This window comes from Roseomonas sp. SRI_022 (genome assembly GCF_057586215.1).
Genome location: NZ_JBYCZL010000013.1, coordinates 101,498 through 116,335 on the forward strand (window position 1 = coordinate 101,498; position 14,838 = coordinate 116,335).

Below are 14,838 nucleotides of genomic sequence, written 5' to 3' on the forward strand. Positions count from 1 at the left end.
GCACTCCTGTTCATTGTTGCCCAGACAGACCCTGTGTCAGCCAGTGTAGCCGTAGACCTCGCGCGCCGTCGCCGCGCCGATCACGCCCTCGGCCAGGTCGCGCGCCACCGCGGCGGGCTCGCGCCTGTCCGGCGGGCCGTAGCCGCCCGCACCCGGGCTGACCACGGCGAACCACTGGCCCGCCTTCAGCACCGCATTATCCTTGTCGAACACCACGCCGGGGCCGCATTCGACCGCGCCATGGCCGCCGGCGCCGCCGCCCAGCAGGCCCCATGACTTGGACGACAGGCGCGAGACATCGACGCGCACGCGGCAATCCTGGTCGGCGCGATAGACGCGGCGCAGTCCCATGCCGCCGCGATACTGCCCGACGCCGCCGGAATCATCGACCAGCTCATAGCGCAGCAGCGTCAGCGGATATTCGATCTCCAGCGCCTCGACCGGCAGGTTGGAGGTGTTGGTGACATGCACATGCACGCCGTCCAGCCCGTCCTTGGACGCGCGCGCGCCGGCGCCTCCGCCCATGGTCTCGAGGTACACCCAGATCGCACCATCCTCCGGCCGCTGGCCGATGAAGGTCGCCACCGTGCAGACGGAGTTCGAGCAGGCCGTCACCCGGTCCGGCACCGCCTGCGCCAACGCGCCGATGATCAGGTCGGACACGCGCTGGCAGGTCTGCACGCGCCCGTTCACGGCGGCGGGGTGCGAACAGTTCAGCACCGTACCATCCGGCGCCGTGACCGTCAGCGGCCGCGCCAGGCCGGCATTCGGCAGGATGGTCGGATCGACCACAGACTTCACGACGTAGTAGGCAGTGGCCGCGAGCGCGGTCCAGGTCATGTTCAACCCGGCGCGCAGCTGCTTCGGGCTGTCGAAATGCAGCGACATCGCATCGCCCTGCACGGTGACGCGCACCTTCAGCGGCAGATGTTCGGTGACCTCGGTGCTCTCGAAGACATCCTCAAAGGTCCAGGTACCGTCGGGGATGGCGGCGATGCCGGCGCGCATCTTGCGCTCAGCGTAGTCGAGCAGCGCCGCGCCGGCGGCCATCACCACCGCCGTGCCATACTTCGCGCAGAGCGCCTGGAAGCGCTGCACGCCGACGCGGTTCGCCGCCATCTGCGCGCGCAGGTCGGACAGGCGTTCGCGCGGCACCTGGCAGTTCAGCAGGATGAGGTCGAGCACATCCTTCTGCAGTTCCCCCGCCCGATACAGCCGCACCGGCGGGATGCGCAGCCCCTCCTGGTAGATATGGGCATGGCCGCGATCGGCGAAGTCGGAATGGTGGGCGAGGTTCACCGTCCAGGCGACGATCCTGCCCTCCACGAAGATCGGCTCGGCCAGCACGATGTCGGGCAGATGGGTGCCGCCGCCCTCATAGGCGTCGTTGCCGACGAAGACGTCGCCGGGCTGCATGTCCTCCACCCGGTGCTTCTTCATGATATGCGGCACGATGCCGATGAAGGACCCGAGATGAATCGGGATATGTTCCGCCTGGCACAGCGTGTTGCCGCTGGTGTCGAACAGCGCGGTGGAACAGTCTCGCCGTTCCTTGATGTTGGTGGAGTAGGAGGCGCGGATCAGCGCCTCGCCCGTCTCCTCGACGATGGAGGAGAGCGCGGCGCCGATCACCTCGACGGTGATGGGGTCCAGCACGGGGGCGTGCGTTGCGGGCGCGTCGTTCATGCCGCCACCTCCAGGATCAGGTTGAGGTAGGAATCCACCCGTGCATGCATCCCCGGCAGGACGACCGTGGTGGTGTCCATCTGCTCGACGATGGCCGGGCCGGTGAAGAGATTGCCCGGCGCGAGCTTGTCGCGGCTGTAGATCGGCGTGTGGACGAAGGCGCCAGCCTCGGGGAACCAGACGTCGCGCTCGCCGACGATCGCCTTCGAGGCATCGGGGCCGGCATCGGGGTGGGACTTCAACTCCGCCTTGCGCACGCGGCCGGTGGCTTCGAGGCGCAGCGTGACGAGCTGCACCGGCTCGCCTTCCGCGACGAAGCCGTAGCGCTGCCTGTGCGCCTCGGCGAAGCCCTCGGCGAGTGCGGCGATGGTCGCCGCCGTCACCGGGCCGTCGGGCAGCGGCACCGCGAGTTCGTAGTTCTGCCCGGCGTAGCGCATATCCGCCGTGCGGGTCATGTGCTGGTCGGGTGCGGCGATCTCCTCATGCGTGAACCATTCGGCGGCACGCGCCACGAGACCATCGAAGGCGGACGCCACGTCGCCGACCGAGTCCGGCGTCGCCGGCAGCAGCTTGGTCGCCGCGAAATCGGCACGCAGGTCGGTGAGCAGCAGGCCCATGGCGCAGAGGATGCCAGGATAGGGCGGCACCAGCACGCGCTTCATGTCGAGCTCACGCGCCAGCCGCGCCGCATGCAGCGGGCCGGCTCCGCCGAAGGCCATCAGCGTGTAGTCGCGCGGGTCGTAGCCGCGCTGCACGGAGATGACGCGGATCGCGCGCGCCATGTTCGCCGTGACGACGGAGATGATCCCCTGCGCCGTCTCCATCACGCCGAGGCCGAGTTTCTCCGCCAACCGCCCGATCGCGGCCTTGGCCAGGTCCTGCCGCACCTTCATCCGGCCACCCAGCAGATAGACCGGGTTCAGCGTCTGCAGCACGACATTGGCGTCGGTCGTCGCCGGCTCGGTGTTGCCGCGGTCGTAGCAGACCGGGCCGGGATCAGCGCCGCAGGACCGCGGCCCCACCTTCAGCAGCCCGCCCGCATCGATATGGGCGATGGACCCACCGCCGGCGCCGACCGTGTGGATGTCGAGCATCGGCGCCTTGATCGGATAGCCATGCACCATGGCCTCCGAAGTCAGCTTGCAGGCTCCGCCGTTGAGCAGCGCCACGTCGGTGGAAGTGCCGCCCATGTCGAAGGTGATCAGGTCCTCGAAGCCCGCCAGCGCGCCGATCGCCTGCGCGCCGACCACGCCGGTGGACGGGCCGGAGAGCACCGCGCGCACCGGCATCTCGGCGGCCGTGCCGAAGCCGATGACACCGCCATTGGATTGCGTCAGATGCGGCGTCGCGGTCATGCCGAGGTCGCGCAGCCGCGGCGTCAGGCGCTCGATGTAGTTGCGCATGACGGGGCCGAGATAGGCGTTCAGCACCACGGTCGAAAGCCGCTCGAACTCGCGGAATTCAGGGGCGATCTCGTGGCCGGCGCTGATGAAGACGTCGGGCATCTCCTGGCGCAGGATCTCGACGGCGCGCTTCTCATGCTCGGGCCGGATGAAGCCGTAGAGGAAGGAGACGGCGATCGCCTTCACCCCCGCTTCCTTCAGCGCCTTCGCCGCCTCGCGCATCCGCGCCTCGTCGAGCGGCAAGTCGATGCGCCCGTCGTGGCGCACGCGTTCCGGCACTTCCTGGCGCAGGTCGCGCGACACCAGGGTCGGCGGCTTGTCTGCCTGCATGTCGTAGAGGTCGGGACGCTTCTGGCGGCCGATCTCCAGCAGGTCGCGGAAGCCATCGGTCGTGACCAGGCCGGTCTTCACGCCGCGATGCTGGATCAGCGCATTCGTCGCGACCGTGGTGCCGTGGCCGAAATAGGCGACCGGTGCGCCGGGCTGCGCAGCGTCAGGGGCGACGCGGCGCATGCCTTCCTCGACCCCCTGGGCGATGCCGCGGGACGGGTCGTCCGGCGTGGAGGAGACCTTCCACACCTCGACCCGGCCTTCCTCCTCATCGAAGAGGCAGACATCGGTGAAGGTCCCGCCGGAGTCCACGCCAACACGCCAACGGGCCATGGAACTGCTTCCCTTTCGCGGATGATCGCGCCTTGCGCGACATGACTATCCTGTTGCATTTCGCCGGCCGGCAAGCCTTTATTCCTTACAGCGAGAGTCATTGACGCATTTTTTCTCTCCGCGGAATTTCATAGGCCGATCAGGAAGGAGATGCCGCGCTTGTCGGAAGCACTCCATGAACCCGCAATCAGCGGCGTCAGCCGCGCCTTCGGCCTGCTGCGCCTGCTGGGCGACAGCGGCCCTGGCGGCACCCGCCTGACCGAGATCGCCAGCCGCGCCGGCCTGCCGCGCCCCTCCGTCCACCGCATGCTGCGCGCCCTCGCCGCCGAGGGCGCGGTCGCCTTCGATGCGCGGTCCAAGCGCTACACCCTCGGCCTCGGGCTGTTCCTGCTGGCCGCGCGGGCCGGCGACACGCTCGGCCTGCGCGACCTGGCCCGGCCGACCCTGCTGCGCCTGACGGCATCGCTGGGCGAGACGCTCTTCCTGCTGGTCCACAATGGCTATGACGCGGTCTGCATCGAACGCAGCGCGGGGCCGCTGCCGATCCGCTCCTTCACCGGGGATATCGGCGGGCGCGTGCCGCTCGGCGTCGGGCAGGGGTCGGTGGCGATCCTTGCCTTCCTGCCCCCTGCCGAGCAGGACGAGATCATCCGCCACAACTTGCCGCGCATGCGCCAGATCGGCGGCCCGGACGAGGCATCCCTGCGCGCCGAACTGGCGCAGGTGCATCGTGAGGGCTTCTGCGGCGGCGCGGCCGGGCTGATCCCCGGCATGGCGGGGCTTGGCGCGCCGATCCTCGACCAGGATGGGCGCGCTGTCGCCGCCATCTCGATCGGCACCACGACCGACCGGCTGACGCCCGAACGCCGCGCGGTGATGGCCGAGATGCTGAAGCGGGAAGCCGCGGCGATCGGGCGGGGGATCAACCCCTTCGACCCGTCGCTGCGGCGCGCCGGCGCGGCGATGGAATTCGGGTAGCGCCGGGCGCGGAACCAGGAGGGGCATTGACCTCCCGGACCCATCCCACCAGGGGCCAGGGGCCTTTGTTGCCCCGGCAGCAGCTCTGGCGGCCAGCACCACAGACCACGCGCAAGGGCGCGCCGCACACCGGCGGGGTCAGGATTGGGAAGGGGCGGCGCCCCCCTCCGCCTCTACCGCGTCGCCACGGTCCCTTCCGGCGCGTGCTCGAATTCCGGCACCAGCCGGCCAAGCTGCTGCAGCGCCACCCGTGGCGTTCCGCCCCGCGCAGCGGTCGCGATCTCATCGATCGCGCGCCCGACCAGCGCCGCATCGGCCGTCCGCGGCGTCGCCACCAGCAGCCCTGGATAGGCCGTGGGACGCGGCGCTTCCTTGCCGTGGAACAGTTCCTCGAACAGCTTCTCGCCGGGGCGCAGGCCGGTGAAGCGGATCTCGACATCCTCGTCCGGCCGCAGCCCGGCCAGGCGGATCATGCGCCGGGCGAGGTCGACGATCTTCACCGGCTCCCCCATGTCGAGCACGAAGATGCCGCCATCGGCGAGTTCCGGGGGCATGTTCTCCGGGTCCGTGGTGCCGACGACGGAGGCCTGCAGCACGAGGCCGACGGCCTCGCGCACTGTCATGAAATACCGTCGCATGTCGGGATGCGTGACGGTCAGCGGGCCGCCGCGTTCCAACTGGCGGCGGAACAGCGGCACGACCGAACCGGTGGACCCCAGCACATTGCCGAAGCGCACGGTGATGCAGCGCATCCCTTCCTTGCCGTGGCGCGCCTCACGGTCGAAGGCCTGGCAATACATCTCGGCAAGCCGCTTCGACGCGCCCATCACCGAGGTCGGGTTCACCGCCTTGTCGGTCGAGATGAACACCATCGCCGTGGTGCCGACCGCGCGCGCCGCATCGGCGACGATGCGCGTGCCGAGCGCATTGGTCAGCAACCCCTCGAGCGGGTCGTTCTCGACCATCGGGACATGCTTCAGCGCGGCGGCGTGGAAGACGAGCTCGGGGCGGATCTCTTCGAACAGACGACGGATACGCGGCTCGTCGCGCACATCGGCCAGCACGGCGCGGCGGACGACCTCCGGGTTCTTCTCCCGCAATTCGAGGTCGATCTCGTAGAGCACGTATTCGCCGTGATCGAGCAATGTCAGCGTCGCCGGCCCAAGTGCGGCGACCTGCCGCGCCAGTTCGCCGCCGATCGTCCCGCCCGCGCCCGTGACCAGCACGCGCCTTCCCTGCACCAGCCGGGCCATGCCTTCCCGGTCGAGCGGCACCTGCGGGCGGTCAAGCAGGTCCTCGATCGAAACCGGGCGCAGTTCGACGCGCCGCCCTTCGCCGCCGCCTGCCGGGGCGAGGGTGGTCGGCGCCGGGGCGCGGCGCACCGGCACGCCATGGCGGTCGGCGGCGTCGAGCAGCCCTTCCAGCATCGGGCCCGACAGGGCGGAGGCGAGCACGATCACCGCCGGCAAGCGCCCCTCGGCGCGCAGCGTGTCGAGCACCGCCTCGGTCTCCTCGACCGTGCCGAGGATAGCGTGGCCCTGCATGCGCCGCCCGGCCTGGCGCGCGCGGAGCGACAGGATGCCGGTGACGCGATAGGGCGCGCGGCGGTCGCGCGACAGGGCGCGCAGGAACAGGTCGGTCCCTTCCGCCGCACCGACCAGCAGGACGTTCTGCGCGTCGGGGGAGGCATCACCGGCATGGCGCGCTGCCTGCAGCAGGCTCGCCACCCGCCCGCCGGCGAGCAGCAGGCCAAGTGCCGCGGCGTGGATCAGCGGAAACGCCTCATTGGGCGGCCGCCAGGCGCCGAGCAGATGCAGTCCCAGGGCGAAGACCAGCGCGGCGCCGATCGCCGCCCCGGCCACCGCCATCAGGTCGCGCGGGCCGACGAAGCGCCAGTATTGTTGAGGCAGGCGCAGCGGCGCCCCCGCTGCCGCCAGCGCCAGGACGGCCCCGGGCAATGCGCCCACCCACCAAAATGCCGGCGGCCATACCCCGGGCGCGGCCGCCCAGACCGCGACCGGCAGCGCGATGACCGCCGACAGGCTGTCGAGCGCAAGGTTCAGCAGGATGCGAAAGGATGGGCCGCGGGCCATGTCGCGGCTATAGGGCGCCGCAAGCCTGACGGCCAGCCTTCAACGACGCCGCCCTGCATCCGCGACCCCGCCGGCGCCGGGCGGCGGGCCGGTCGAGCCTGGCGAACGCCGGCAACTGCGCGCCCAACACGCGATCAGCCCCTTCGGCTTGACTTGCCGGCGGGAAGGCCGCCTGCAACGTCCCAAAAATGACCAATAGCGACAAATGCAACGGCTTATCGTGAAAATCGTTCCGGATTCGCCGTTATTGCATGGACGTCGTAACGAATCTGTGAAGAATCCATGAACGAGAAAGGTAACGCTGGAAGGAAACAGACATGGCGATCCCTGGCAGCACGGCCGGCAACGACACGCTTTCCAACACGACCGGCCTGGCCGACACGATCTTTGGCCTGGCGGGCGACGACGTCCTGGTGGCCGGCGATGCTGGCGACGCGATCTATGCCGGGATCGGCAACGACTTCATTCTCAGCGGCGCCGGCAACGATACGCTGGGCGGCGCGGCGGGCGCCGACACCATCCTCGCAGGCGAAGGGGATGACTACGTCACCGCCGGCGATGGCGACGACGTCGTGGATGCGGGCGGCGGCAACGACACGGTGGCCGGCGGTGCCGGTGCCGATGTGATGGCCGGCGGCGACGGCAACGACGTGCTCTATGCCGGCACCGACACCGCGGCCGACACGCTCGATGCGGGGGCGGGCGACGATCGCGCCTATGGCAGCGCGGGCGCCAACTTCATCCTGCTCGGCGACGGCAGCGACTTCACGCATACCGGCGCCGGGAACGACTCGGTCTTCGCCGATGCCGGAGCGGACACGATTCTCGGCGCCGCCGGCAATGATGCGCTGGAAGGCGAGGACGGCGACGACAGTGTCGTCGGCGGCGCAGGCAATGACGTGGTCAATGGCGGCGCCGGCAACGACGCTCTGCAAGGCAACGCCGGGGCCGACACCATCGACGGCGGCGACGGGTCCGATGCGATCAACGGTGGCATCGGCGACGATGTGATGTCGGGCGGCGGCGGTGCGGACACCTTCGTCCTGCGCCCCAATGCAGGGTCCTCCGACATCATCCTCGACTTCAGCGGCGGCCAGGCGGGCGATGGGGACCACCTGGTGGTCGCCTCCGCCGCACTACGCGATGCGCTGATGAAATCCGCCACCGGCGACGAGACGCAAACATTGATGTCAGCAGGCAACGTGACTGTCCTGCTGGCAGGTGTCGACGTCAACACTGTGTCGAGTGACTGGTTCCTCATCGGCTGAGGGCGCCCCAGCCTTGGCCTGGTACCGACGGCCACCGTCAGGCGGCCATGCGGGCCTGGCCCGAGAACGGAGGCGGCGGTTGAGCGGTCCGCGCTCGAGAGTGACGCAGGGCACCTCGGCCATGGCGTTGTTCGCGGGCATCGCGGACGAACCCGGTGATGCGGCGTACGCCGGCTTCCTGACGGTCCCCGACATATCGAGCGCGTCGCGGACGAGATGCGTGAGCAGGTCGTTTGCGGTGCCGCAGCCGATGATGCGTCGCAACCGGCCGTGCAGGTTCTTCCAGCGGCCTTACCAACGCCGCACGGGCGGCAGCGAAACCGCCGCCGCCTGCACCGGCACCGGTCAGCCCTGCGCGCCGGTGCGCGTTATCCTCCCCGGTGAATTGATCGCAATCGCCGCCTGGCCGCGGATTCCGGGGCAGTCATCGCGCCGCAGTTCGATCGGGCGGCATCCGGACGCAGCCTCGCGGCCATGGATCAGCCCTTCACCGCCCCAGCGGTCAGGCCAGCAATCACGTAACGCTGCGCCGACAGGATGAAGGCCAGGACCGGTGCGAGTTGCACCGTCGCCGCGGCGAACAGCACGCCCCAGTCAACGCCGTCCGTCGTGCTCATCATCTCGCTCATCACCAGCGGCGCCGTGCGCGCAACGCGAGTAGTGAACACGAGAGCGAAGATGAACTCGTTCCACGCATAGACGATGACGAAGAGCGCCGCCGCGATCACGCCGTTGGTGACCAAGGGCAGCACCACCATTCGCAGCACCTGGAACAACCCCGCGCCATCCACCAGCGCCGCCTCCTCAAGCTCGCGAGGGACCTGGTCGATGAACGCGCGCATGATCCAGGTCGAGAGGCTGACGAAGAACGCGGCGTAGAGGATCACCAGCACCAGGTGCGTGTCGTTGATGCGCAGCCAGGAGAACAGTGGAAACAGCGGCAGGGTGACGACGATCGGCGGCAGCATGCGGACCACCACCATGAAGAAGGCGGACAACGCCAGCATCCGGCCGCGGTAGCGCGCATAGACATAACCGGCGAGCGTCGAGAACAGCACCGTCACCACCGTGGCGCCGACAGTGACAATCAGGCTGTTGAGCAGGTTCGGCAGGAAGGCCGGCCATTCCGCCAGCAACCGCACGTAGTTGTCGAGCGTCGGGGCGAAGACGAGTTGCGGCGGGATCGCGAAGATGTCGCGCTGCGGCTTGAAGGAGGACAGCACGACCATCGCGATGGGGAAGATCGACCAGGCGATCGCCAGCGCCGCGGCAGACAGCCGCAGCGCGCGTCCCATTGGCCGCGGCCTACGCATGGCGCAGCATCCTGACCCACGCGGCGTAGAGATAGGGCGCCGCAATCGCCAGGGAGAGCAGGACCATGGCGAAGGCGGTTGCCGAGGCCAAGCCGAATTCGTGATACCGGAAGGCGGCGCGGTAGAGATACACGGCGAGCACCTCGGTCATGCGCGCCGGCCCGCCTTCGGTCAGCAGCCAGATCTCGGAGAAGATGCGCATCGCCGTGATGTAGCGGAACATCAGCGCGACCAGCAGTGCCGGCAGGATGAAGGGAAAGACGACGTGCCGGAAGGACTGCCACGCATTGGCACCGTCCACCGTCGCGGCTTCCTTCACCTCCTGCGGCACGGCCTGCAGCGCGGCGTAGAGGATCAGGAAGGTGAAGGGCGTGTGGATCCAGATGCTGAGCAGCGCGGCAAGCGCCAGCGCATCTGTCGGATCGGCCGTCCAGTCGAGCTGCCCGATGCCCAGCTGCATCAATGCCCAGCTCACCATGCCGATATCCGGCTCCAGCACGAAACGCCACATCGCCACGGCCGAGACCTCGTTGATCGCATAGGGCGCGATCAGCAGCGCGATGATCGTGCGTCGGAACGGCATCCAGCCGGAGACGAGCAGGGCAAGGCCAAGACCCAGCAGCAGCTCGCCATAGACCACGACGTTGACGACGAGGAAGGTGTTCCAGGCGGCGCGCCAGAACACCGTATCGGCCAGCAGGGCGCGGTAATTGTCCAGGCCGACGAAGACAGCATCCGCGCCGAAGCTCACCTTCTGGAGGCTCATCCACGCGACATAGATGGCCGGCAGCAGGATCAACCCGACCAGCAGCATCTGCGCAGGGGCGAGCAACGCGTAGTGTATCGGCGCCGGCCGCGTGCCGCCCGGAAGGCGCGAACGCCGCACGCGCTTGCTCCCGGGCGACGCCGTCATGGTGGCCGTGCCGGCGGCGATGTCGGATGGCGCCACGGCCTCAGCTCGGCAGCAGCGGCTCGATACGGCCCTTCGCGGCGCGCATCGCGGCCTGCGGGTCCGACTGGCCAAGCATGGCGCGCTGCACTTCCTCCATGAAGATGTCCATCGCCCGGCCCGCCTGCTCGAAGCCGGGCAATGTCAGCGCCGCAGTCGGCAAGGCGCGGCGCTCCAGGTCGGCATACGGCGCCAGTTCGCGCACACGCGGATCGTCATAGGCCGACATGCGCACCGGCCCATTGCCGTTGACCGCCGCGCGGATCGTGTTCTCGACGGACGACATCTCGCGAATGAAGGACCAGGCCAGTTGCTTGGCTGGTGAGTTCCGTGGGATGCCCATCGCCCAGACGGAGGTCTTGGCCGGCACCAGCGCGCCCTTCTGGCCGGCCACCGACTGCATCATCGGGATGTTCGCCACCGTGATCTCACCAGGGAAGCGGCTGGCGCGCCGATCATTGTAGTTCACGATGCGCCCGAAGGGCTGGTTGGTCAGTGCAGCGCGCCCCTGCTGCATCGCGGTGATCACCTCCTCGGTCTTGAAGGTCATCACGTTGCGCGGCAACACGCCGCGCCGGTACCAGTCGCGCAGCAGCACGATCGCCGCGATCGCCTGCGGCTGGTCGGCGACGAAGCGATAGTCCCGCGTGATGAAGTCCCCGCCATGCGCGCGGATCACGTCCATCAAGGCAGAGGGATCGTCCATCGACAGTGTGTAGCCTGCTACGCGACTGCCGTCGCCGCGAACGAAGGTCATGCGGTCCGCCAGCGCGATGATCTCCTCGAAGGATTCCGGCGCCTGCTCCGCCCCGCGCTCACGCATCAGCGCCTTGTTGGTGAAGAAGCCATGCGTGGCATGGCGGAAGGGCACGCCGACCTGCCGTCCGCGATAAGTGTGCGCGGCGACCATCGATGGCGAGATCTCCTCGGGATGCTCAAGTGGCTCGGCCTGCTGGTAGGGCTGCAGATCCTCGAACAATGGGGCGATGTGTGGACCGCCGTATCGCTCCAGCATGAAGCAGGCATCCACGCCGCCCTGGGACAGCTGCGCTTCGCGGTACAGCCGTTCGTGAACGGCCTCGACGCCGAAGGTCAGCCATTCGATATCCATGCCGGTGCGGCGCCGCCATTCGGCGGTGCTGTCGCCTCCGGGCCCCGTGGTCAGCACATTGCGGTGCACCGCGTGGCTGATGATGACGAAGCGGCGCGGCTGCGCCAAAGCGGGCCTTGCCAGTGGCGTGACCAGCGCGGTTGTTGCGGCCAGCAGGACGTTTCGCCTTGTCGACATGGTGCTGCCTCCCTCGGTCGCGTCGCCTTCACACCTGTTCGTCGGAAATATTGGCCGTGTGGCGTTGGTAGACGTATTGGCGCGCGGCATTGATATGCGCCTGCATCTCAGCCTGGGCACGCGCCGCGTCACGGGTGCGGATGGCTTCCAGGATCGACCGATGCTCCGCCATGAGCCGCGCATTGCGTGCCGCCGGGTCGCGTTCGTCGAAGTTTCGCACCTCGATGGGGCCGAGTCCGATCAGATTCGGCAATTGCTCGATGGTCGCGATGTGAAATGCGTTGCCGGTGGCGCGCGCGACCGCCCTGTGGAAGCGGAAATTGGCATCGCGCGTGAGTTCCGGCGCGCCTAGCCGCAGGACTTCCTCGGGCTCGACCAACGCTGCCTCGATCTCGTCCAACGCCTCGGGCGTGCGGCGCAGCGCGGCGAGCCTTGCGATCTCCCCCTCGAGCGCAGCACGATACTCGAAGAACTGCTCAACATCGGCGATCGTGCGGATCAACGGAAACCGCAGGCCGCCGGGGTCGGGGCCGCGCAGCACCATGGTGCCGGACCCCTTGAGCGAGCTGACATAGCCCGCATCCCGAAGCTTCTGCAGCGCGGTGCGCACGACCGGGCGTGAGACGGAGAAGCGGCGGCACAGCTCGAATTCGGTCGGCAGGCGAACGTCGCGCGGGAATTCGCCTCGGTCGATCAGGCGGCGGATCTGCTCCTCCACCCGATCGGCCAGGCTCGCCGGTCGTCCCTCGCCGGCGGGCGTGTCCGGAAGAGCGCTGCCGCGTGTCATGCGGTCAGGATGGCCGCTCGCCAAGCGTGGTCAGCCTGTGCATGCGGCGGAGGCCAAGACCGGTGAAGGCGTCACGGCGGTGCATCGTGCAGCGATTGTCCCAGATGATCAGGTCGCCGACGCGCCATTCCTGGGTCCAGACGTTCTGCGGAAGTGCCGCGGCCGACCAGAGTTCGTCCAGCAGCGCTTCGCTCTGCGCCAATTTGAGGCCCGGGATGTAGCCGCCGAAGCGGCGGCCGAGGAACAGCGCCTTGCGGCCGGTCTCGGGGTGGGTGCGCAGCATCGGATGGATCGGCCCGGGCATTTCCCGCACGTCGTCGGTCTCGATGTCCTTGTAGCCGGGCCGCGGCCCGCCCTGGGCATTGTGGCTTGCCTGGTGCTTGCACGTCAGCCCCGCCTTGCGGCCACCCGGATGCTCCAGATAGTCCCGGGTTTCGGGCCGCAGCGCGTCGATGGCCGCATACATATTTGCAAAGGAGGTATTGCCCCCGGTCGGCGGCACCTCCCGCGCCAGCAGCATGGTCAGCGCCGAGGGCTCGTCGGTGAAGGCAAGGTCGGTGTGCCAGTTCAATTCGCCGTCGCCATGCTCGCCAATCGGCTTTCCGTCCTCGGTCACGTTCGAGATGATGGTGACCGACGGGGCGTCGCGCAGATAGACGGGCCGGCTGCGGGTGAAATCCGGAGAAGGCTTCAGCGTCCCGAACTTCGCGCCGAAGCGTTCGAAATCGGCGTCCGTGATGTCGGTGCCGCGGATCCGGATCACCAGATAGTCCAACAGCGCCTGGCGAACTGCCGCGAAATCTTCGGGCGTGAAGTCCGCTGGGTCGAAGCCGGTAATGTCCGCCCCCAGAGCCGCGCCCGTGGGCAGCACGGCAACGCGAGTCGTTTCCATGACGGCCATCAAGAAGCCCTCCCTGACAGGATTGCTCCGAGGCTGCCAGTTTCTTTACAAATTTGTCAATTCGAATCATGCCCTCCCGATTGCCGCAAAGCGCCCCTGACGCCGGGCGGAGTGCCTGTCTCGCCGCAAGCTGCATGGCTGCCGAACGCCGCACGGGGCGCGCGGCCGCGCCAAGCTGCCGGAACTTCGTCTCGGCTGCTTCGGGACCCCGAAGCCTCCCGCCGCGATACCGAACAGCAACACAGGTCGCATACAGCTTCGGCTCCGCAGCACGCCGCACGACGCAGGAGCCATCACATGACCCCCGACCAGATCACCCGCGTTCAGGACAGCTTCCGCCTGGTGGCGCCCATCAGGCAGGAGGCCGCGCGCCTTTTCTACGGTCGCCTGTTCGACATCGCGCCGCAGCTCCGCCCCCTGTTCCGCAACACCGACATCGCCGAGCAGGGTCAGAAGCTCATGGCGACGCTCGGCTTCGTGGTCGGCGCGCTGCGCCAGCCGGAGACGCTGTTGCCGGCGGCGCGCGGCCTCGCCGTTCGCCATGCCGGCTACGGCGTGCAGGAAGACCACTACGCCATCGTCGGCGCCGCCCTGCTCTGGACCCTCGAGCAGGGGCTCGGCGATGCCTTCACGCCGGAGCTGCGCGAGGCCTGGGCCGCCGCTTACGCCATGCTGAGCACTGCCATGATCGAGGCGGCGCGCCAGCCCCTGGCGGCGTAGTGGCGTCAGCCGATCTCGTCCGCCGTCGCCTTCCGCGCCGGCGGAACGAACATGTAGCCGCGCCCCCGAAGCGTGACGATCGTGTCCGTATCCAGCTTCTGGCGCAGACGCGCGATCCGCATGTCGATCGCGCGCTCCCCCGCCTCACGGCTCTCGCCCGGGGCCAGTTCGATCAGCGCTTCCCGGCTGAGAATGCGATTGGGGCGCGCGGCGAAGGCGCGCAGGAGCATGACCTCGCCGGGGCGCAGCGGCTCGGGCGGCGCGCCGACGCGCAGCAGCCGCGCGGCTGAGAAATCCACCGTGCTGCGTTCGAGCTGGAGCAGCTCCCGCGGCCGCGACCCGTGCCGCCGCAGCAGCCCCGCGATCCGCGCGGCCAGTTCCTGCGGTTCCGCGGGCTTGGCGATCAGATCGTCGGCGCCGAGTTCCAGGCCAAGGATTCGTTCGACGCGGTCGGTCACCGCCGTCATGACCAGCACCGGCATGGTCAGGTCCGCCCGCAGCCGCCGGAGCAACGACAAGCCATCCTCCCCCGGCATCGAGATGTCGAGCACGACCAGGTCAAGCCGCCTTGTCGCCAGCAGCGCCTCGAAGGCCGTGACGGAACCCGCCATCGCGACCTCATAGCCGAGGTCGGCGAGGTACTCGGCATAGGCGTCGAGCAGATCCGGCTCGTCATCCACCATGGCGATGCAGGCGCCTCGACTCATGACCCCCCTTACCTGATGCCTTCCCCACTGGCGGGTTGCTGTCGCATGGTGCGGCTCAACTATTCAATATCGAATCGTTCGA

Annotated in this window: 12 protein-coding genes; 3 read left to right on the forward strand and 9 right to left on the reverse strand. The window is 68.7% G+C overall.

The features are described from left to right. Positions 1-36: 36 nt before the first annotated feature. Positions 37-1,686 (reverse strand): hydantoinase B/oxoprolinase family protein, encoded by a 1,650-nt coding sequence (locus AC2YHJ_RS14940; protein ID WP_487396872.1) that lies wholly within the window; start codon positions 1,684-1,686, stop codon positions 37-39. Next, positions 1,683-3,752: a hydantoinase/oxoprolinase family protein gene (locus AC2YHJ_RS14945; RefSeq protein WP_487396873.1), complete on the reverse strand. Its 2,070-nt coding sequence runs from the start codon at positions 3,750-3,752 to the stop codon at positions 1,683-1,685. The genes AC2YHJ_RS14940 and AC2YHJ_RS14945 overlap by 4 nt, the downstream gene beginning before the upstream one ends. 159 nt (positions 3,753-3,911) lie before the next feature. Between AC2YHJ_RS14945 and AC2YHJ_RS14950 the strand changes: the two genes are divergently transcribed. Then, positions 3,912-4,730 (forward strand): IclR family transcriptional regulator, encoded by an 819-nt coding sequence (locus AC2YHJ_RS14950; RefSeq protein ID WP_487396874.1) that lies wholly within the window; start codon positions 3,912-3,914, stop codon positions 4,728-4,730. A 173-nt stretch (positions 4,731-4,903) separates the two neighbouring features. On the opposite strand, the gene AC2YHJ_RS14955 is transcribed toward AC2YHJ_RS14950, so the two are convergent. Next, positions 4,904-6,823, reverse strand: coding sequence for a polysaccharide biosynthesis protein (locus AC2YHJ_RS14955; protein ID WP_487396875.1), 1,920 nt, complete (start codon positions 6,821-6,823; stop codon positions 4,904-4,906). A 317-nt stretch (positions 6,824-7,140) separates the two neighbouring features. Between AC2YHJ_RS14955 and AC2YHJ_RS14960 the strand changes: the two genes are divergently transcribed. Then, the gene (locus tag AC2YHJ_RS14960) at positions 7,141-8,091 is read left to right on the forward strand and encodes a calcium-binding protein (RefSeq protein WP_487396876.1); all 951 of its coding nucleotides are present in this window, start codon (positions 7,141-7,143) and stop codon (positions 8,089-8,091) included. A 479-nt stretch (positions 8,092-8,570) separates the two neighbouring features. Here the strand turns inward: AC2YHJ_RS14960 and AC2YHJ_RS14965 are convergent, their stop codons facing one another. From AC2YHJ_RS14965 to AC2YHJ_RS14985, 5 genes are all read right to left on the reverse strand, one after another. Then, positions 8,571-9,404 (reverse strand): carbohydrate ABC transporter permease, encoded by an 834-nt coding sequence (locus AC2YHJ_RS14965; RefSeq protein WP_487396877.1) that lies wholly within the window; start codon positions 9,402-9,404, stop codon positions 8,571-8,573. Then, positions 9,397-10,290, reverse strand: coding sequence for a carbohydrate ABC transporter permease (locus AC2YHJ_RS14970; RefSeq protein WP_487396878.1), 894 nt, complete (start codon positions 10,288-10,290; stop codon positions 9,397-9,399). The genes AC2YHJ_RS14965 and AC2YHJ_RS14970 overlap by 8 nt, the downstream gene beginning before the upstream one ends. Before the next feature lie 67 nt (positions 10,291-10,357). Continuing rightward, entirely contained in the window at positions 10,358-11,641 is a 1,284-nt protein-coding gene (locus AC2YHJ_RS14975) for an extracellular solute-binding protein (RefSeq protein ID WP_487396879.1), read from the reverse strand. Positions 11,642-11,669: 28 nt separating this feature from the next. Beyond that, positions 11,670-12,428, reverse strand: a complete 759-nt coding sequence (locus AC2YHJ_RS14980; RefSeq protein WP_487396880.1) for a FadR/GntR family transcriptional regulator — start codon at positions 12,426-12,428, stop codon at positions 11,670-11,672. Between the two features lie 4 nt (positions 12,429-12,432). Continuing rightward, positions 12,433-13,320, reverse strand: a complete 888-nt coding sequence (locus tag AC2YHJ_RS14985) for a TauD/TfdA dioxygenase family protein (protein WP_487396881.1) — start codon at positions 13,318-13,320, stop codon at positions 12,433-12,435. 306 nt (positions 13,321-13,626) lie between these two features. Between AC2YHJ_RS14985 and AC2YHJ_RS14990 the strand changes: the two genes are divergently transcribed. After that, on the forward strand, positions 13,627-14,049 hold the full coding sequence (locus tag AC2YHJ_RS14990) for a globin family protein (RefSeq protein ID WP_487396882.1): 423 nt from the start codon (positions 13,627-13,629) through the stop codon (positions 14,047-14,049). A gap of 5 nt (positions 14,050-14,054) precedes the next feature. Here the strand turns inward: AC2YHJ_RS14990 and AC2YHJ_RS14995 are convergent, their stop codons facing one another. Continuing rightward, on the reverse strand, positions 14,055-14,756 hold the full coding sequence (locus AC2YHJ_RS14995) for a response regulator transcription factor (RefSeq protein WP_487396883.1): 702 nt from the start codon (positions 14,754-14,756) through the stop codon (positions 14,055-14,057). Between the last annotated feature and the right edge of the window lie 82 nt (positions 14,757-14,838).